Below are 19,318 nucleotides of genomic sequence, written 5' to 3' on the forward strand. Positions count from 1 at the left end.
ATTCCGGCATAGCTCAGTTGGTAGTAGCGCATGACTGTTAATCATGATGTCGTAGGTTCGAGTCCTACTGCCGGAGTACTTGAAACACAACAAAATTTGTTGTGTTTTTTTTGTCGTTTTTACATAAAAAATGGCTCTTTGTCAAGTAGTTTGGTGAATTCAAAATTGAGAGAATTTCATCGTGAATCAATCGAAGCAGTATGAAGCTTAGATTGATTCTTTTTTATTCCGGATTAATCTTGGAAGACTGGTTCTTTGTCAATAAGAACTGATGAGTTCAATAAAGTGAAGGAGGTTGCTTCTGTTCCAGCTGTTTATTCAGTTTTTGATTGTGCGAGATGACTTTTGTCCCGAACTCTTTATTTTGAATGGATTGATTCATCAAAAAGGTCCCACATATCCTCAAATGATTGAAAGCCATAGGAAGCTCGTTTGAGTATGTGGATGGATGTGTTCAGATAAATATGAGTATAAAATTGTTCTTACTTATTTATTAAAATTAAATTAATTTAAAATTTGTTTTCGAAGTATTTTTTTGTTGCAATACTAATTTAAATGTAATTTTAGATAAAAAAAATGAGATACTATATTTAAGCAAATCGGAATAAAGGAGACTAAGTTATGAAAAAAATTACTAAACTGATTTTCGGAATTTTTGTTTGTACGATATTTAGTGCAATAATTAGTGGAAGTACTGTAAGTGCGAATGAAAATACCGCAGAGCCTCAAATTATAAATCGAGCTACTAACGTAGGAAATATCTACCATCACAGAATTGTATCAATTCAGATGTTAGAAAATCCGAGAAATGTTGTAGAGTGGAATATGTTCACTACCAGTCGTGTATTTATGCGCCAAGACCAGGGCCTTCCAAATCAAAGATGGGTCATGTTCTATAACAATGAAGATGATACTTATCAAATTGTAAGAGGTCCTCTTAATGCTGGAGGGGGATATAGGACTGCTAATCTTTCAGCAATAGAGAATCGTGGGTTCTTTAGTAGATAATCGCAGGAATATTAATAGTGACAAATGGCTGATTTATAGAGTCGGGATATATTCTTTAGGAAACACAGTTTCCATTGAAAATACAATTATAATTATGGTTAACCAAACTGTAACGCCATTTAATCCACGAGCTACCATTAAGCTAGGGCAACCTAATAGGATTAATCGAGTTTCAAATCAAAGATTCATTGCACATTATTTTGGAAATGCCTAAAATATTAAAGAAAACGATTTGCTTAAAATCAGTAGATAGTGTCTTTTTAAGGAGATACTATCTCTTTTTTTTAGTGCATGATACAAAAATAAAGTCCATTTTTGATTCTGTCCTTAAAACCGAATAAAAGGTGTTCCAGAAGTAACTCCTTCAGAAATAAGCAGAGAACCCAAAAAATTTAATGGATAATTTTTTTGGGTTCTCTGCTTATTTCTCGGAGTTGGACACTTCTGTCACAACCTCTACAAAGCCACTTGACGGGCTTGAACCGTCGACCTCTTCCTTACCATGGAAGCGCTCTACCAGCTGAGCTAAAGCGGCATTTTTACTACCTAAATAGGATAACTAATTTATAGTCATTTGTCAATAACTTTTCTCTATGAACAGACGACCTTTAAAAGAAATTGAGTTGTTTTTCACAAATATAAAATAACGATGGTTAATTAGTGATTATTTGAAAAATTGAAAAAAAGTATTGCGTTATATGTTGAAAATTGATATTATATTTATGTAATTTGATTCCGGCATAGCTCAGTTGGTAGTAGCGCATGACTGTTAATCATGATGTCGTAGGTTCGAGTCCTACTGCCGGAGTAATACAAAAAGTCTAGGAGAGTTCTCCTAGACTTTTTTTGTTTTTCAATGGAAATACGCAGATTGAATCGCATGATTGTTCTGAATTTTCAGAATAGCACGTTGTAATTCAAAGGGTTAAAGAGTAAAATGGAGATATATTTTCAATCGGGAAGGATGATTAAATGAACGCAATTACACCAGATATGACAAAAAAATTTGCCGATCAATTTCAAACGAATAAAAAGCAACAAGCCTTACAAAATGCTGTTGTAAAGAATGGGATCACAGCTTCAGCAGAAAATATTGCTTCACATACAAAAAACACCCCGGTATTTTCTGTAGATCTAGCGACTGGAAAAGTCTCAAACCAAAAACAATCTGGCCGTTGCTGGATGTTTGCGGCGTTGAATACATTCCGTCACAAATTGTTGAATCAATTCCACTTAAAGGAATTTGAATTATCACAAAATTATACTTTCTTTTGGGATAAATACGAGAAAGCAAACTATTTTTATGAAAATATTCTTGCAACTGGTAATGAAGCATTAGACAGTCGTAAAGTCGCTTTTTTACTGGCTGTTCCCCAACAAGATGGTGGACAATGGGATATGATCGTATCATTATTCCAAAAATATGGTGTCGTACCAAAATCAGTGATGCCAGAAAGCGCGAATAGCTCAAATTCTCGTGATTTGAATAACTACTTAAATAAATTATTGCGTAAAGACGCCGTTAAACTACGTCAATTAGTGGCAGAAGGAAAAACAAATGAAGAGATCCAAGTAGAAAAAGAAAAGATGTTAGCTGGGATCTATCAATTTCTAACAACTTCTTTAGGTACGCCACCAACTGAATTTGATTTTGAGTATCGAGATGAAGAAAAAAATTACCATATCGATCAACAATTGACTCCACAAATGTTTTACGATAAATATATAGGTGTAAATTTGGATGATTATGTAAGTATCATCAATGCACCGACCGCAGACAAACCGTATGATCGCTCTTATACGGTTGAAATGTTAGGGAATGTTGTGGGAGGAAAAGAAGTCAAATATCTTAATGTCGATATGACAACGTTCAAAAATTTAGCGATTGCTCAATTGGAACAAGGAGAATCTGTGTGGTTTGGGTGTGATGTTGGTCAATCTTCTACAAGAGATAGCGGCATCATGGCAACAGACGTTTATGAGATGGATGAATTATTTGATTTAGATTTTTCTATGACGAAAGCGGAGCGTTTGGATCATGGCGAAAGTTTGATGACTCACGCGATGGTCTTGACTGGTGTCGATTTAGTTGATGGAAAATCAACGAAATGGAAAGTCGAAAATAGCTGGGGAGAAAAAGTCGGAGATAAAGGATTCTTTGTGATGAGTGACGAGTGGATGGATGAATATACGTATCAAATCGTTGTCCGCAAAGATTTATTGACGGAAGAACAGCTAGCCGCATTTAATGCTGAACCAATTTTATTAGCTCCTTGGGACCCAATGGGGGCATTAGCTTAATTTCAATATCAATCAAAACAGATACAGAGACTTGATAGTTTTCTGTATCTGTTTTTTGTTGATTTCTTGATTTCAGGATTTTATAAATACCTGTGTTATACTTTAAAATGATATAGGAGTTGTTGCGGGCGTACTTGATCGATTAATCATCGATCTTGTGAAATAGCAAGGAGGAGTGAAAATGGATATCCAAGAAGTGTTAACAGAGATTCGTTTGAGTGGTAAAGTGATACCGATTACTGGGGGAGATGTGAATCAAAACTATCGAATTGATGAACAGCAAAAATCCTATTTTCTAAAAATCCATCCTCATGTGACCAAACGCTTTTTTGAAGCAGAAGTGGATGGTCTGAAAGAGCTTGCACCACATGTACGAGTACCTGAAACTTATATGTTAGGCGAAACAAATGAAGGTGCCTATCTATTGATGGAATGGATCGAACCAGGGAAAGGTGATCCTCGAGAACTGGCAAAAGACTTAGTAAAAATCCATCGTTCAACTGCACCACAGTTTGGTTTTCGCAAGGACAATTATCTAGGGAGTTTATCACAGCTCAATACATTTGAAGAAGATTGGTGGACCTTCTTTTTCAAAAATCGCTTGGAGGCTCAAATCGACATAGCGGAGAAAAACAATCGATGGAATGAAACACGTGAAAAAGAGTATCAACGGTTAAAAAAAGAACTACTAAATCGTGACGATCATCGGAAGATTACGCCTAGCCTCTTGCATGGAGATTTATGGAGTGGTAATGTTTTCTATGATAAGCAAGGAAGACCAGTGTTTATCGATCCAGCAGTTTCTTATGGGAATCGCGAGCAAGATATTGCGATGAGTCAGTTGTTCGGTGGCTTTCGTCCTGAATTCCTGGAAGCTTACCAAGAAAGCTGGCCATTGGAAGAGGGCTGGGAGAGTCGTTTGCCACTCTATCAACTCTATTACTTGTTGGCGCATCTCAATATGTTTGGAGAGAGTTATGGGACACAGGTCGATCATATATTAATGAAGAAGTAATTGGAGGTTTTCTTTTGGCACAAAAATATACAAAAAAACATGAAATATCTTATTATGAATGTGATATCAACAAAACAATGACTTTTCCGTCCATGCTGGGTGTGGTCATCAAGACTTCGGAAGAACAAAGTGATCATTTAGGCCGAGGAACCGACTTTGTCAGTAGCTTTGGCTTGACTTGGGTAATCACGAACTATTCGATGAACATCAATCGCTTGCCTCATGTCGGTGAAAAAATCGATGTTACCACACAAGCGATGCAGTATAATAAATTCTTTTGTTATCGTAATTTTTGGATTCATGATGAGGAAGGAAATGAATTAGTTGAAATCGAATCAGTATTTGTTTTGATGGATCTAGTGAACCGTAAGATGAGTAGTGTGAATGAAGAAATCATTGCACCTTTTGAAAGTGAAAAAATCAAGAAAATCAAACGACAAGAAAAAATCGAGCCAATCGAATCAGGCTTGATGTTGCCATATCGTGTGCGATTTTATGATATTGACAGCAATCAACATGTGAACAATGCGATGTACTTCAACTGGATCATTGATGTTTTAGGTTACGATTTTTTGACAACACATACACCTAAACATGTGTTGATCCGTTTTGATAAAGAAGTTGAATATGGCAATGAGATCGAGAGTCATTATGAACAAACGGTGTCTGGAACAGAGGTAAAAACGAGACATGAGATCAGAATGCAAGAGCAACTTTATTGTGCAGCGAATATCTTATGGGAGAAAAATGAAGAAACAAAATAAATCGAGTGAGATAAGATTGTGAGATATTTTGCTTCGATAAATAAGCGCGAAAAACCGAAAATTGTTCTTCCAATTTTTGGTTTTTTCGCGCTTATTTCCAAAGGAGTTTCATTTGGAACTCCGTTTAACAATGATGTGATTGTAGCGTCTATTGAGTTTTCCATATGAAGAGGCGAGCAAGCCCTGTATTACTCAATTTGATTTCTATTGTGTCATAAATTTGATCAACTGTTCTTCTGACAAGCCACCGTTAATGGCAATCAAAAGTTTTATTCTAGCTTTTTGGCTATTGATACTATTACAAAAAATAACGCCCATACTTGCGAGTTCTTTTCCGCCACCTTCGTAATCATAGACGGGTTCAGCGATTCCGTTGAAACAACGAGAAACCAAGACTACTGGTATTTTTTGTATCAAGAGTTTCTTTAATGCTGTTAATGCCTGCGGAGGCAGGTTCCCAGCGCCTAAAGCTTCAATGACCAGACCGTCGACTTTCGAATGGGCAAGTGCTTCTAATAAATCACCTTGCATACCCGCATAGGCTTTGACGATTGGGATCGTTCCTTTGACTGATGCGATATCTAGTCTTTGCGCTTCAAGTAATTCTTGCATAAACAATATACGATTTTTAGTGATCAAACCGATTGGTCCTAACGTAGGAGTACGAAAAGTAGCAACATTAGTCGTGTGGGTTTTAGTGACATAGCGTGCTGAGTGGATCTCATCGTTCATCACGACCAAAACACCTTTGTCTTTTGCTTCATCACAACTTGCTACCCGAATCGCACTTTCAAAATTATATAGACCATCGCTACCTAACTCATTACTTGAACGCATCGCTCCTGTTAAGACGATCGGTAATTTATCACCAATCGTTGAGTCTAGAAAAAATGCTGTTTCTTCCAACGTATCTGTCCCATGCGTGATCACGACACCTTGGATGTCAGAAAGAACGGCTTGATTGATTCTTTCTTTAAGTTGTAACATATGTTTAGGCATGATGTGCGGGGAAGGAAGATTAAAGATATCTTCCATGATCAAATCAACATTTTCTGGAATCGTTACTTCTGCATCTAATAGTGGGTTAGCCACATCTGGACTCACACCACCTGTTAAAGAATTTTCTTTCATGGCGATTGTGCCGCCTGTGTGTAAGATAAGAATTTTTTTCATTTTCAGAACTTCCTCACGAATAATTTTGCATAGGGTTTCTAGCTTATTGTATACTATATAAAAGAGTTTTGCTATGAATGAATCAAACAGAACAATTTGGGAACAAAGATAAAATGAATTTAAACGAATGGAAGTGATTCGTCGTGATCAAAATTGGCTTGACTTCATTTAAAGAACATGAAAAATTAACAGGAAAAAAGAATAATACTCTTTACGATTATGCGAGTGTCCTTTCATTAGTCGAATTAGATACCGCCTATTATGGTATACCAAGAAAGTCATCTGTGGAGAAGTGGGTGAATGAAGTACCAGCATCTTTTCGCTTCGTGATGAAAGCTTACCAAGGAATCAGTGGTCAAGGCGACTGGCAGAAGTATTATCAATCCGAAGAAGAGATGATTGAACGCTTTTTAGATGTGATGGCACCGATGAGCGAGTCAGGTAAACTCTTTTGTTTTTTAGTTCAATTCCCTGCTTCATTTAAATGCACCAAAGAAAATGTTGCCTATTTAAGAAAACTAAGAAAATGGTTCAATGGCTATCCGGTAGCTATTGAGTTACGTGACTATTCTTGGTACAGCGACCAATTTCTGTCACGCACGAGACAGTTTATGACTCGTGCAATGTTTTCCTTAGCAATCATTGATGAACCACAATTATTGAATACGACGATTCCTTTCGATCCTTATGTGACAAATACGGATTTTACCCTTTTCCGTTTTCATGGAAGAAATGAGCAAGGTTGGCAAGCAAATGATCAGGATTGGCGTAAAAAAAGAACGTTGTATCGCTATTCTGAAGAAGAATTACAGGAATTAGCAGCAGCCATCAAAAAAGTAGACGGTGCAACAAAACATGTTGGGGTGATCTTCAATAATAACTCTGGTGGAGATGCGGCTGAAAATGCTTTGGCATTACAAAAAATCTTAGGGATCGAACCAGATGAGCTTAACCCAAAACAAATCGATTTGTTTTGAAGACCTGGCTTTTGTAACCACTCTATATAAAAAGTAGCAAGCACGCCTTACCAATAAGAAATGAAACTGTTCAACTAGAAATTTTTACTAAATAATAATCGGAAGAGGTGATGGAACGACATGATCAAAGCAGTTTTTTTTGATATCGATGGCACATTAGTCAACAACCAAGCAAAAGCGTTGGCTTCAACTAAATATGCGATTGATCAACTACAAAAAAAGGGCATATTATGCGGTGTTGCCACTGGGCGCAGCCCTGTAAGAATCAAAGAAGTGATCGATGAACTTGAACTAGACATGTTCGTCGTCTATAATGGTCAATTAGTCTTTGACCGTGATCAAACGATCGTCGACCATCCTTTTGATAAAACAGTATTAGCGGATATCGTCCACTTTTCGGATGCCCATCACCGACAAATCATTTTTGGTGGGCGAGATCAACTAGATGGTTCAACGACAATGATGCTAGGACAATCGATCATCATCAAAAAAATCGTCAATCACTTACCCAAAAAATTCCCTGTACGTCTATTGAAAAAAATCTTGCAAGTGTTCAGTCCCCATCGGCAACGAAAACGATATGAAACATTAGCAATCTTAAACGAGCCGATTTATCAATGTATTTTATTGAGCCAAACATCTGAGCAAGAAAAGCTTGACCAACGATTCCCAGAGTGTTCGTTCCAACGTTCCAATCCTTATACGGTCGATATTATTCCTAAAGGAGGGTCCAAATTGTTAGGAATCCAACAATTTGCGACAAATAAAGGAATTGCATTGTCCGAAATCATGGCGTTTGGCGATCATTACAATGATGTTGAAATGCTAAAAGGAGTTGGAATTGGTGTTGCAATGGGCAATGCGCCAACTGGTGTGAAGCAGCAAGCTGATTTTGTCACGGCTTCGAATGAAGCGGATGGTATTTATATAGGTTTGAAGCATTTTGGGATAGTTGATTGAATGTGTGTCAGTTAGGAGGACTAAAATCGTTATGGAGCCAGAAACACCTTATCAAAAAGTAGAACGATTCCATCGGACGTTCGATCCAAGAATACCAGAGCGACCCACTGCATTTACAAAAAAACATGCCGATGACCGAGCGGGTTTTAAAATCGAAGAGTTAGTTGAATTTGTGGCAGCAGCCAGTGACGGTGATGCAAAAAAATTGCATGATTCCGTCCAATATTTGCATGATGCACTTGATCAAGCAGAAAAAAAGATTCTCACAAAACAAAATTGGGGAGAGGAAAGTCTCGTTGAGCAAGTAGATGCGCTGACTGATTTGCTTTATTTTACGTATGGCTCTTTTTCTTTGCTGGGCGTTGATCCTACGAGGATTTTTGATATTGTCCATCAAGCGAATATGGGAAAACTGTTTCCAGATGGAAAACCTCACTACGATCCTGTTACAAACAAAGTATTGAAGCCAAACAATTGGCAAAAGGATTATGCACCTGAAGAAAGGATCGCAAAGGAAATCAATGAACAAATGAAGAAGGCAGAGCGAGTAAAGTTTGCCGAAGAAAATTCTTCAACGAGTCTTTGATAAGGTCTTCTCATTTTAGTTGGTAGAAAGATAGCAAAAAAGATTTTTTATGTAGGTAGTGTATGACTGAACATAGTATGTTATAATATAAAATAGATGTCTTTTTGCACGAAAGACGTATTTACAATGTTATGCAAATCAGATTCGTCTGATCACAAACAAATAGAGACAGTAGATGCATATTGAAAACGGAGGAACCTTAAATGGGAAATAATGTTATCATCGGGATCGTCATTGCAATCATTATAGTCGCCATTCTGGCTTTTTTGGTTAGTTACGTAATGAAGAAAAAAAACCAAGATCGATTGGACGTCTTAGAAAAACGCAAGGAAGAATTATTCGACTTGCCTGTGATTGAAGAAGTTGACGATGTCAAAAAAATGCATCTAGTGGGGCAAAGCCAAAATACCTTTCGTGAATGGAGTCAAAAATGGAATGACATCTCTACCTCATCATTTGCCGAGTTAGAAAGTCAGATCTTTGAAGTTGAAAATCTCAACGAGAGCTTTAGATTCTTAAAAGGGAAAAAAGCAGTAGAAGAAGCCGAAGCAACCATGAACCAAATGGAAAAAGAAGTTGCGGAGATTCGTGACGGCTTAAAAGAATTGCGTGAAACAGAAGAACGTAATTCCTTAGCTGTTCAACAAGCTTTAGACGTTTATGAGGAACTAAAAGCAACGATCCGAGAAGAAGAACAGCAATACGGTCCAGCTTTACCTGAGTTACAAAAGCAAGTGAAAACGATTGAAAATGAGTTTACACAATTTGTTACGTTAAATACTTCAGGTGATCCAGTTGAAGCCCGTGAAGTGCTGGATAAAGCGGAAAAACACACGTATGAAGTGGATGCGTTAATGAAAAAAATCCCGCCATTATTTGAAGATTTGAATACGACTTTCCCGGCGCAAGTGGAAGAGATTCAAGAGACCTATGACCGCTTAATCAAAGAGGAGTATGTTTTTCCAGAAGAAAGCCTGTCTGGCGATATCGAAACGATCAATCGTCGAATCGAACGTTCGTTGATCAATATTGAGAAAACGGAAGTTGAAACTGTTGAATTTGAAAATCGTGAAACGGCTAATCTGATCGATGCATTATACGATATTTTAGAACGTGAGATGGAAGCACAAGTATTTGTGACTAAAAATCAAGCAACGATCGAACAATATATCAAACATGCGACGAAAAACAATCGTCAATTATTGATCGAATTAGATCATACCGCTCAAAGTTATACATTGAACCATAACGAAATCGGGCGTGTACGTGGTTTCCAAACAGAAGTGGAAGAAATCGAACGTCAAAACGAACAAATCAAACCACAGTTACAACAACATGAAGTGCCTTACTCAGAAGTAAGAACGTTCTATAAGAAAGTCTTCAAAGTATTAGAAGATATTGAAAACCAACAGGTTGAAATCAGCGATTCTTTACACGAACTAAGAAAAGGTGAAAAAGAAGCGCAAGAAAAAATCGACACATTCGAATTTAAATTGCGCAGTCTTAAACGGTTTGTTGAAAAACAACGTTTACCAGGTTTGCCAAATGATTATCTAGAGTTTTTCTTTGTGGCAACAGAACGTATCGAAGAATTGAGTACTGTGTTGAATAAAATCAGAGTCAACATGGATGAGGTCGAACGTCTTGTAGCATTATGTGAAGAAGATCTAGAGTTACTCGATAAGAAAACCCACGATCTAGTCGATGCAGCAGCATTAACCGAACAAATGTTGCAATATGCGAACCGTTACCGTCACACACATGAAGAAGTGAAAGAAGCCATTGAAAAGAGTTATTACTTATTCAATAAAGAATATCACTATCAAGAGGCTTTGGATGAGATCGGCACAGCATTAGAGCGCACAGAACCAGGTGCATTCAAACGAATCGAAGATTTTTACTTCAATCATCCTGATTTAGTATAATCCTGCGATCAAAAAAGACAACACAGGCAAGTGCCGAGTGTTGTCTTTTTTTGGAAGTCATTGATGAGTAACTGTTGGGCAGGGAATACATCGATTCGAGCGATTTTTTATAGAGTCCAACTCGGAGAAAACGCCACTTGAAAGCACAAGGGACAACCGTTATAATAGGTAAGAATTTCAAAAAAAGAAGGTTTAAATATGATATATTTCGATAATAGTGCGACAACACCGATCTATCCGCAAAGTTTGGATACGTATGTCAAAACAAGTCAACGGATCATCGGGAATCCATCAAGTCTACACGATTTAGGCAATCAGGCGAACCGTCTGCTACAACAAGCGAGAAAACAAATCGCTGAACTGATTGCTGTGTCTCCGGAAGAAGTGTATTTCACGTCAGGTGGAACAGAAGGAAATAACTGGGTGCTTAAAGGAACGATGCTTGAAAAACTAGGCTACGGTAACCACATGATCATATCAGGCGTTGAACATCCTGCTGTCAGTGAAACAGCTGAGCAGTTAAAAAAACTCGGTATCGAAGTGAGTATTGCTCCTGTCGATAAAAGAGGGATCGTCCGCGTAGATGAGTTGAAAAAATTAGTACGTAAAGAAACGATTTTGGTTTCCGTTATGGCAGTGAATAATGAAGTAGGTGCGATTCAACCAATCAAAGAAATCAGTAGTTTTTTAAATGATTTTCCTAAAATCCATTTCCATGTGGATGCGGTACAAGCGATTGGTAAAGTTCCTTTAGAGGAATGGTTGACAGAACGTGTGGATTTTGCCACTTTTTCTGCCCATAAATTCCATGGGCCTCGTGGTGTTGGTTTTGTTTATTGGAAAAAAGGCCGACGTTTAGCACCGCTGTTCACTGGAGGCGGACAAGAGAAAAATCAACGGAGTGGAACAGAGAATGTGCCGGGGATCGTCGCGATGGCAAAAGCGCTGCGTTTATCTCTAGATATTAAAGCACAAAAACCAAACCAAACTGCCTATCTTAAACAAGCATTGATTGAAGCTTTACATACGTATGATAAAGTAACGATTTTTTCTGAAGGTGAAGATTACGCACCCCATATTTTGTGCTTTTCATTAAAAGGTATTCGTGGTGAGGTATTGGTCCATGCATTAGAAGAAAAACAAATATTTGTCTCTACGACAAGCGCTTGTTCTTCTAGAAAGCACATGGCAAGTAGTACGCTGCATGCGATGCAAGTACCCAATGATTTAGCTACTTCAGCGATTCGCGTCAGCTTAGATGAAAGCAATACGATGGCAGAAGTCGAACAATTCATGATCATCTTTAAACAGTTGTACAAGAAATTTTCAGTCATCAATTAAGAAACAGAGGAGTGTTTTTGTGAAGTACAGTGAAATCATGGTTCGCTATGGTGAACTTTCAACAAAAGGAAAAAATCGTCGAAGTTTTATTATGCAGTTGGCACAAAATGTCAGACAGGCATTGAGCGATTTTCCTGAAATCAAGATCCACGCAGAGCGTGATCGGATGCATCTACTGTTGAATGGTGTAGACGGAGACATAGTTATCCCTAAGTTAGCGAAGATATTTGGGATCCAAAACTTTTCACCTAGCGTACGAGTAGAAAAAGAAGTACAAAGTTTAAAACAAGCGGTTCAGGAAATCATGCAAGAAATCTATACAGGAAAAGAAACATTCAAGATCATTGCAAAACGTAGTGATCATAGCTTTGAATTGGACAGCAATGAACTAAACCAAGCATTAGGAAATGCAGTCATCGATGTTTTTCCGGATATCCAAGTACAAATGAGAAAGCCAGATATTGCGTTGCGTGTGGAAATCCGCCGCGATGGGGCTTATCTTTCCTATGAAACGATCAAAGGAGCTGGCGGTCTGCCTGTCGGTACAAGCGGAAAAGGTATGTTGATGCTTTCTGGAGGGATCGATTCTCCAGTTGCCGGTTATTATGCCATGAAACGTGGGGTAGAAATTGAAGCTGTCCACTTTGCTAGTCCACCTTACACGAGTGAACAAGCCTTGCAAAAAGCGAAAGACTTAACAGTGAAGCTGACACCCTATGTTGGTAAAATCGAATTTATCGAAGTACCGTTTACAGAAGTGCAAGAAGAGATCAAACGAGTGGTGCCCCAAGGCTACTGGATGACGATCACACGTCGGATGATGCTTCGTTTGACAGATGAGATCCGCCGTATTCGTCATGGACTAGTGATTTTAAATGGTGAATCATTAGGACAGGTGGCTTCCCAAACACTCCAAAGTATGGTGGCAATCAATGAGGTCACGAATACACCGATCATTCGTCCTGTAGCGACGATGGATAAATTAGAGATCATCGAAGTGGCTGAACAAATCGATACGTTTGATTTGTCCATTCAACCATTTGAAGACTGCTGCACGATTTTTGCACCGCCACAGCCTAAGACTCGTCCACGACTAGAAAAAGTGCATCAATACGAAGAACGTTTGGATATCGATGGGATGATCGAACGTGCTTTGGCAGGCTTAAAGATCGAAACGATCCACACAGAAACAGCAAAAGAACAAGTAGAAGAATTTTCTGATTTACTTTAAACGAAGGAACTTGTACTTCTTGTACGAGCCGATCATTCGTAATAAAAGATCCAGACTCAAGAAGTAGACACGTGAAAGAGGACGAGACAATTGTTTAGCCTCGAGAAATAAGGCGCCATCCACGAAAATTGTATGTCAAATTTTGTGGATGGTACCTTATTTTTCTTGTTTTTCATGGAGTTAAGTTTCCTCCTATTGCGAGGTTCCTTGTTCCATGCTAAACTAAAATTATGTGAAATGATTAACAAGGAGAAACGATATGCGAGAAAAATCAGAAACGTTACCCAAAGCAACAGCGAAACGGTTGCCTTTATATTTGCGCTATTTAAATATGTTGAATGATTCTGGTGTTCAACGAATCAAATCAAATGAATTTAGTGAGATCACACAAGTACCTTCTGCCACGATCCGCAGAGATTTTTCTCATTTAGGAGAATTAGGACGAAGCGGTTATGGGTACGATGTTCCCTATTTGATTGAAGTATTTGATCGAATTTTGAACACAGAGGAAGAAAAAAGAATCGCTTTAGTTGGTTTTGGGAATTTAGGAAAAGCATTGAAACACAACAATTTCAGAAGAAATGCAAATTTGAATATTGTTTGTGTATTTGACAATGATCCAGCCATCGTCGGAAAAGAAATCGAAGGTGTGATGGTTTATCCTATGGATCGCTTTAGTGAAATCGTTGAAAAAGAAGGAATCAAAGTGGCGATATCAACTGTGCCAAGTAAGTATTCACAAGCAGCCATCGACGAAATCGTCAAAGGAGGCATTACTGCGATCTTGAACTTTGCACCAGATCGTGTCAACGTTCCGCCACATGTCCATATGCAATACATCGATCTGACAACTGAACTACAGACGTTGATCTATTTTGATGAAAATTATTCGCAAGTCTTTCCTTCCAAGTAAAAACTAAGTGGGAAGATCGTGCAAAAGTGGCGTTTTTATGTGAATCGAACAGCGATTCATCAAGAGCTTTTATTGACTTTGGCTACTAACCATTGTAAAATGAGTCAAGATGTTGATCAAGAGGAGTAACTAGTCCGACGTTTAGAGAGAGAGAACGAATGGTGGAACGTTCTTAACGAAAGCTAGTGAAGGTAGCTTGGGAGTTTTTGTCTTGAATCGAGTAGAGATGAACGAGTAGTGATCGTTAACTCACTTTGAGAGGTAATAGGCAACTATTACAAATTAGGTGGTACCGCGTAATTTATACGTCCTAAATACGAAAGTATTTAGGGCGTTTTTTTTATTTCAAAGGAGGAAGACAGTATGACGGAAGAAAAGAATCTATCGACAAAGTATAATCCGCAAGAAGTTGAAGCGGGGCGTTATCAAAACTGGTTAAACGAAGATTTGTTCAAACCTAGTGGCGACAAAAAAGCAAAACCTTATTCAATCGTTATCCCACCTCCCAATGTGACTGGTAAACTCCATTTAGGTCATGCTTGGGATACAACATTGCAAGATATGTTGATTCGTCAAAAAAGAATGCAAGGCTATGATACGTTATGGTTACCAGGGATGGATCATGCAGGGATCGCAACACAAGCAAAAGTAGAAGAAAAATTACGTGAGCAAGGTGTTTCTCGTTATGATCTAGGTCGCGAAAAATTTATTGATCAAGTATGGGAATGGAAAGAAGAATATGCCGGTCATATCCGTGAACAATGGGCAAAAATGGGTTTATCTTTGGATTATAGCCGTGAACGCTTCACCTTAGATGATGGCTTGTCTGAAGCTGTTCGTAAAGTATTCGTTAGCCTATACGAAAAAGAGTTGATCTATCGTGGCGAATACATCATCAATTGGGACCCACAAGCACGCACAGCTCTTTCTGATATCGAAGTGATCCACAAAGAAATCGAAGGTGCCTTTTATCATATGAGCTATGAATTGGCTGATGGTTCAGGTGTGGTGGAAATCGCAACGACCCGTCCAGAAACGATGCTTGGTGATACGGCAATCGCTGTTCACCCAGAAGATGAGCGTTACCAAGCATTGATTGGTAAGAAAGTCATTTTACCACTAGTGAATAAAGAAATACCGATCATAGCAGATGAATATGTCGACATGGAATTTGGAACAGGGGTTGTAAAAATCACGCCCGCACATGACCCAAATGACTTTGAAGTCGGTAACCGTCATGACCTCCCACGAGTGAATGTCATGAATGAAGATGGCACGATGAATGAATTAGCAGGTAAGTATCAAGGAATGGACCGTTTTGCAGCACGTAAAGCGATCGTTGCGGATCTAAAAGAACTTGGTCGTCTGATCAAGATCGAAACGATGATCCACAATGTAGGCCATTCTGAGCGTACAGGGGTAGTTGTTGAACCTCGTTTATCAACACAATGGTTTGTAAAAATGGCACCTTTAGCTGAAAAGGCGATCCAAAATCAAGAAACTGATGATGCAGTTGAGTTTTTCCCACCACGTTTCAACCAAACCTTCTTACGCTGGATGGAAAATGTTCATGACTGGGTAATCTCACGTCAACTATGGTGGGGACATCAGATCCCTGCGTGGTATCATAAGGAAACTGGTGAAATGTACGTGGGCATGGAAGCACCAGCAGACAGTGAAAACTGGTTACAAGATCCCGATGTGTTGGATACTTGGTTCAGTTCAGCGCTATGGCCTTTTTCAACAATGGGCTGGCCTGACGAAGACAATGAAGATTACCAACGTTACTTCCCAACAAGTACATTAGTAACAGGCTATGATATCATCTTTTTCTGGGTAAGCCGAATGATTTTCCAAAGCTTGGAATTTACAGAACGTCGTCCATTTGAGAATGTACTGATCCATGGATTGATTCGTGATGAACAAGGACGCAAGATGAGTAAATCTCTTGGAAATGGGATCGACCCAATGGAAGTCATTGAAAAATATGGTGCTGATGCGTTACGCTGGTTCTTATCTAATGGTTCAGCACCAGGACAAGACGTACGTTTTAGTTACGAAAAAATGGATGCTTCTTGGAACTTCATCAATAAAATCTGGAACGCATCTCGTTTCGTTATCATGAATGTTGAAGGGATGACCGTAGAAGATATTGATCTTTCAGGTGAGAAGACTGTAGCCGATCGTTGGATTTTGACACGTTTGAATGAAACAATCGCTAAAGTGACTGACTTATTTGAACAATTTGAATTTGGTGAGGCTGGTCGCCAATTGTATAACTTTATCTGGGATGATTTCTGTGACTGGTACATCGAGATGAGTAAAGAAACACTTTACGGTGAGGACGAAGTAGCGAAACAAACGAACCGTAGTATTCTTGTCCATACGTTGGATCAGATCTTACGCTTATTGCATCCGATCATGCCATTTGTTACAGAAGAAATCTGGCAACACATCCCTCATAAAGGAACATCTTTAGTAGTGGCTGATTATCCAGTCGTGCAACCGGAATACGATGATGAAGCTGCTTCAAAAGGGATGGAAGTACTGAAAGAATTGATTCGTTCTGTACGTAATATCCGTTCTGAAGTGAATACACCATTATCAAAACCAATCACGTTACTGATCAAAACAAATGATCCGAAGATCGATCAATTCTTAAATGAAAACACTAGCTATATCGAGCGCTTCTGTAATCCAGAAGAGTTGACGATCTCAAGTGACGTAACTGCACCGGATCTAGCAATGTCAGCGGTCTTGACTGGCGCGGAAATCTTCTTACCTTTAGAAGGGCTGATCAACATTGAAGAAGAAATCCAACGTTTAGAAAAAGAACTAGCAAAATGGACAGGCGAAGTGAAACGTGTACAAGGAAAATTAAGTAATGAGCGTTTTGTATCGAATGCACCGGATGATGTAGTTGAAGCAGAGCGTGCAAAAGAAAAAGATTATTCAGAAAAACAAGCAGCTGTCAATGAACGTATTGCGCAATTAAAATCAATCAAATAAAACGAAAGGGAGAGGTGACGGAAGTTGCCTCTCTTTTTTAAGTAAAAAGAGCTCTTCTGGATTTCATTGTTTCCTACGTAAGCTTTTTTGTTATAATGAAGAGGAATGGGGGGATAGTAACGTGAAAATCGAAGAAGCAATCAATTGGATCCATAGCCGATTACCATTTGGCTCACGTCCTGGATTAGACAGAGTAGAGGCCTTATTAGAGGTAGTCGGACACCCAGAAGAAAAAGTCAAAACGATCCATATTGCAGGGACGAATGGCAAAGGTTCAACAGTGACTTATTTAAGATATTTATTAGAAGAAGCCGGCTTGACAGTCGGAACATTTACTTCCCCATATATCGAATCCTTCAATGAGCGCATTTCGATCAATGGACAAGGCATTCCTGATGAATCATTGATTCGACTAGTAAAGAAATATCAACCGCTAGTTGAGCAGATGGATCAATTTGAAGCAGTAGCTGGTATTACCGAATTTGAAACGTTGACTGCTATGGCATTTGATTATTTCTTGGAAGAACAAGTGGACGTCGCGATCATTGAAGTGGGATTAGGTGGTTTACTCGACTCAACAAACGTAGCGAAACCTTTGTTGACGGGTATCACAACGATTGGTATGGATCATACAGATATTTTGGGCGACACGATCGAAGAAATCGCTGCTCAAAAAGCAGGGATCATCAAGCAAAATGTGCCACTGGTCACTGGAAATATCGTACCTGAAGCCTTGGCAGTGATCGAAAAACAAGCAAAATTAAAAAATGCTACACAACACGCATGGGGAGAGGCTTACACAGTCAGTTACAAACATCCGGCAGAAGAGTGGGGCGAAATTTTTTCATTCCAAAATGAATTTGGCAAAATCCCTAAGTTGACGATCCATATGATCGGGAAACATCAAGTTGAAAATGCTGGTATGGCGATTGAAATGTATCAAATCTATTGTGGAATGATGAATCTTCCATTCCGTGAAAAAGACGTGATCAATGGCTTGAAAAAGGCGCAATGGCCAGGACGTATGGAACGATTAAGTGAAGAACCCTTAGTGATTTTAGATGGGGCGCATAATACCCATGCGATGGCACGTTTAGTCCAAAATCTTAAACAAGAATTCAAAGGCTATCATATCCATCTTTTGTTCTCTGCTTTACGAACAAAAGAGGTTGATAAAATGTTACACCAATTACAAGAAGTACCAGATGCAACAATCTACGTCACTACTTTTGATTATCCTAAAGCCATTGAGCTGTCGGATATCCAAGCAACGAGTGATGAGAAAGTTACGATTGTTTCAATGTGGCAATTTGGGCTTGCAGAGATCTTGGAGAAGATGACGGCTGAGGATGTTCTTGTAGTGACAGGTTCACTCTATTTTATTTCGGAAGTGCGACGTTTGCTTGTACAGTTGGGAGGAAAAAATGAAAGTTAATGCAGTGATTTTTGATATGGATGGCTTATTATTTGATACAGAGATCGTTTATTATGAGGCATCCCAAACAGTAGCCGATCGGATGGGGTTTCCCTATGACAAAGATCTTTACTTGCGATTTTTAGGCGTTTCTGATGAAGAAGTTTGGGCGAACTACCATACTATTTTTGCAAACTTTGGTCGAGAAACTGTCCAAAAATTTATCGACGATTCCTATCAAGAAACGCTTGATCGTTTTGCTTTAGGTCAAGTTAAATTAAAATCAGGTGTTTTAGAATTCTTGAACTTTTTGGAAGAAAAAGATATCCCAAAAGTAGTCGCATCAAGTAATCAGCGACATGTCATTGAACTGTTGCTAGAAAAAAATAATCTACGTCATCGTTTTGATATGATCGTCTCAGCTGAAAATGTCAAACGTGCAAAACCAGATCCAGAAATCTTTTTACATGCCCAGGCGTTATTAGGTACTGAAAAAGCGGAGACATTGATATTAGAAGATTCACAAAATGGGGTACTAGCGGCGTATGGTGCAGGAATCCCAGTAATCATGGTGCCAGATTTACTAGCGCCTTCTGATGAATTAGCCGCTAAGACAACAGCGATTGTTTCTTCACTTCATGAAGTTCCGGCATTGATCAAATAAAAATAAAATAAATATCCTCCTTTTTCGTATCTTATTT

Annotated in this window: 15 protein-coding genes, 3 tRNA genes and 1 other annotated feature; of the genes, 16 read left to right on the top strand and 2 right to left on the bottom strand. The window is 38.7% G+C overall.

What is annotated here, in order from left to right; genetic code table 11:
• Nucleotides 1-2: 2 nt before the first annotated feature.
• Nucleotides 3-76, top strand: a tRNA-Asn gene (locus tag ACH0AK_RS12835).
• Between the two features lie 545 nt (nucleotides 77-621).
• Nucleotides 622-1,008, top strand: a complete 387-nt coding sequence (locus ACH0AK_RS12840; protein WP_023519250.1) for a ricin-type beta-trefoil lectin domain protein — start codon at nucleotides 622-624, stop codon at nucleotides 1,006-1,008.
• Nucleotides 1,009-1,470: 462 nt separating this feature from the next.
• On the opposite strand, the gene ACH0AK_RS12845 is transcribed toward ACH0AK_RS12840, so the two are convergent.
• A tRNA-Thr gene (locus tag ACH0AK_RS12845) sits at nucleotides 1,471-1,543 on the bottom strand.
• Between the two features lie 199 nt (nucleotides 1,544-1,742).
• Here ACH0AK_RS12845 and ACH0AK_RS12850 point away from each other — a divergent pair.
• The 4 genes from ACH0AK_RS12850 to ACH0AK_RS12865 all read left to right on the top strand — a co-directional run bounded on the left by ACH0AK_RS12850 (nucleotide 1,743) and on the right by ACH0AK_RS12865 (nucleotide 5,088).
• A tRNA-Asn gene (locus ACH0AK_RS12850) sits at nucleotides 1,743-1,816 on the top strand.
• A 164-nt stretch (nucleotides 1,817-1,980) separates the two neighbouring features.
• Nucleotides 1,981-3,309 carry a C1 family peptidase gene (locus ACH0AK_RS12855; protein WP_023519252.1) on the top strand — a complete coding sequence of 443 codons (1,329 nt, stop codon included), beginning with the start codon at nucleotides 1,981-1,983 and terminating at the stop codon, nucleotides 3,307-3,309.
• 181 nt (nucleotides 3,310-3,490) lie between these two features.
• A complete protein-coding gene (locus ACH0AK_RS12860; protein WP_023519253.1) occupies nucleotides 3,491-4,324 on the top strand; it encodes a fructosamine kinase family protein in 834 nt (277 codons plus the stop codon).
• A 14-nt stretch (nucleotides 4,325-4,338) separates the two neighbouring features.
• A complete protein-coding gene (locus tag ACH0AK_RS12865) occupies nucleotides 4,339-5,088 on the top strand; it encodes an acyl-ACP thioesterase domain-containing protein (RefSeq protein WP_499796949.1) in 750 nt (249 codons plus the stop codon).
• A gap of 204 nt (nucleotides 5,089-5,292) precedes the next feature.
• Here ACH0AK_RS12865 and ACH0AK_RS12870 read toward each other — a convergent pair whose 3' ends face one another.
• Nucleotides 5,293-6,261 carry an asparaginase gene (locus tag ACH0AK_RS12870; protein WP_010736088.1) on the bottom strand — a complete coding sequence of 323 codons (969 nt, stop codon included), beginning with the start codon at nucleotides 6,259-6,261 and terminating at the stop codon, nucleotides 5,293-5,295.
• A 143-nt stretch (nucleotides 6,262-6,404) separates the two neighbouring features.
• Between ACH0AK_RS12870 and ACH0AK_RS12875 the strand changes: the two genes are divergently transcribed.
• The 10 genes from ACH0AK_RS12875 (at nucleotide 6,405) to ACH0AK_RS12920 (ending at nucleotide 19,281) form a co-directional block, all read left to right on the top strand.
• Nucleotides 6,405-7,238, top strand: a complete 834-nt coding sequence (locus ACH0AK_RS12875; RefSeq protein ID WP_023519255.1) for a DUF72 domain-containing protein — start codon at nucleotides 6,405-6,407, stop codon at nucleotides 7,236-7,238.
• Between the two features lie 120 nt (nucleotides 7,239-7,358).
• Nucleotides 7,359-8,198 (top strand): Cof-type HAD-IIB family hydrolase, encoded by an 840-nt coding sequence (locus tag ACH0AK_RS12880; RefSeq protein ID WP_010736086.1) that lies wholly within the window; start codon nucleotides 7,359-7,361, stop codon nucleotides 8,196-8,198.
• Between the two features lie 31 nt (nucleotides 8,199-8,229).
• Complete coding sequence (locus ACH0AK_RS12885; protein WP_023519256.1) at nucleotides 8,230-8,784, top strand: pyrophosphohydrolase domain-containing protein; 555 nt, start codon at nucleotides 8,230-8,232, stop codon at nucleotides 8,782-8,784.
• A gap of 203 nt (nucleotides 8,785-8,987) precedes the next feature.
• Complete coding sequence (locus tag ACH0AK_RS12890; RefSeq protein ID WP_023519257.1) at nucleotides 8,988-10,709, top strand: septation ring formation regulator EzrA; 1,722 nt, start codon at nucleotides 8,988-8,990, stop codon at nucleotides 10,707-10,709.
• A gap of 198 nt (nucleotides 10,710-10,907) precedes the next feature.
• Entirely contained in the window at nucleotides 10,908-12,050 is a 1,143-nt protein-coding gene (locus tag ACH0AK_RS12895) for a cysteine desulfurase family protein (RefSeq protein WP_010736083.1), read from the top strand.
• 19 nt (nucleotides 12,051-12,069) lie between these two features.
• Complete coding sequence (gene thiI / locus ACH0AK_RS12900; protein ID WP_010736082.1) at nucleotides 12,070-13,281, top strand: tRNA uracil 4-sulfurtransferase ThiI; 1,212 nt, start codon at nucleotides 12,070-12,072, stop codon at nucleotides 13,279-13,281.
• A gap of 259 nt (nucleotides 13,282-13,540) precedes the next feature.
• Nucleotides 13,541-14,194 carry a redox-sensing transcriptional repressor Rex gene (locus tag ACH0AK_RS12905; protein ID WP_010736081.1) on the top strand — a complete coding sequence of 218 codons (654 nt, stop codon included), beginning with the start codon at nucleotides 13,541-13,543 and terminating at the stop codon, nucleotides 14,192-14,194.
• 103 nt (nucleotides 14,195-14,297) lie between these two features.
• Nucleotides 14,298-14,510 (top strand) — a binding site (T-box leader).
• A 47-nt stretch (nucleotides 14,511-14,557) separates the two neighbouring features.
• Nucleotides 14,558-17,203 carry a valine--tRNA ligase gene (locus ACH0AK_RS12910; protein WP_499796951.1) on the top strand — a complete coding sequence of 882 codons (2,646 nt, stop codon included), beginning with the start codon at nucleotides 14,558-14,560 and terminating at the stop codon, nucleotides 17,201-17,203.
• A 121-nt stretch (nucleotides 17,204-17,324) separates the two neighbouring features.
• Nucleotides 17,325-18,638 carry a bifunctional folylpolyglutamate synthase/dihydrofolate synthase gene (locus ACH0AK_RS12915; RefSeq protein WP_010736079.1) on the top strand — a complete coding sequence of 438 codons (1,314 nt, stop codon included), beginning with the start codon at nucleotides 17,325-17,327 and terminating at the stop codon, nucleotides 18,636-18,638.
• Nucleotides 18,628-19,281 carry an HAD family hydrolase gene (locus tag ACH0AK_RS12920; protein WP_010736078.1) on the top strand — a complete coding sequence of 218 codons (654 nt, stop codon included), beginning with the start codon at nucleotides 18,628-18,630 and terminating at the stop codon, nucleotides 19,279-19,281. Before ACH0AK_RS12915 ends, ACH0AK_RS12920 begins: the two co-directional genes overlap by 11 nt.
• Nucleotides 19,282-19,318 lie beyond the last annotated feature (37 nt).

This window comes from Enterococcus pernyi (assembly GCF_045371165.1).
GTDB lineage: Bacteria > Bacillota > Bacilli > Lactobacillales > Enterococcaceae > Enterococcus_B > Enterococcus_B pernyi.

Coding starts and splice junctions, on each gene's coding strand:
- ACH0AK_RS12880 (WP_010736086.1), top strand. CDS start 7,359: ATGATCAAAGCAGTTTTTTTTGATATCGATGGCACATTAGTCAACAAC.
- ACH0AK_RS12905 (WP_010736081.1), top strand. CDS start 13,541: ATGCGAGAAAAATCAGAAACGTTACCCAAAGCAACAGCGAAACGGTTG.
- ACH0AK_RS12895 (WP_010736083.1), top strand. CDS start 10,908: ATGATATATTTCGATAATAGTGCGACAACACCGATCTATCCGCAAAGT.
- ACH0AK_RS12855 (WP_023519252.1), top strand. CDS start 1,981: ATGAACGCAATTACACCAGATATGACAAAAAAATTTGCCGATCAATTT.
- ACH0AK_RS12890 (WP_023519257.1), top strand. CDS start 8,988: ATGGGAAATAATGTTATCATCGGGATCGTCATTGCAATCATTATAGTC.
- ACH0AK_RS12885 (WP_023519256.1), top strand. CDS start 8,230: ATGGAGCCAGAAACACCTTATCAAAAAGTAGAACGATTCCATCGGACG.
- ACH0AK_RS12920 (WP_010736078.1), top strand. CDS start 18,628: ATGAAAGTTAATGCAGTGATTTTTGATATGGATGGCTTATTATTTGAT.
- ACH0AK_RS12870 (WP_010736088.1), bottom strand. CDS start 6,261: ATGAAAAAAATTCTTATCTTACACACAGGCGGCACAATCGCCATGAAA.
- ACH0AK_RS12860 (WP_023519253.1), top strand. CDS start 3,491: ATGGATATCCAAGAAGTGTTAACAGAGATTCGTTTGAGTGGTAAAGTG.
- ACH0AK_RS12840 (WP_023519250.1), top strand. CDS start 622: ATGAAAAAAATTACTAAACTGATTTTCGGAATTTTTGTTTGTACGATA.
- ACH0AK_RS12910 (WP_499796951.1), top strand. CDS start 14,558: ATGACGGAAGAAAAGAATCTATCGACAAAGTATAATCCGCAAGAAGTT.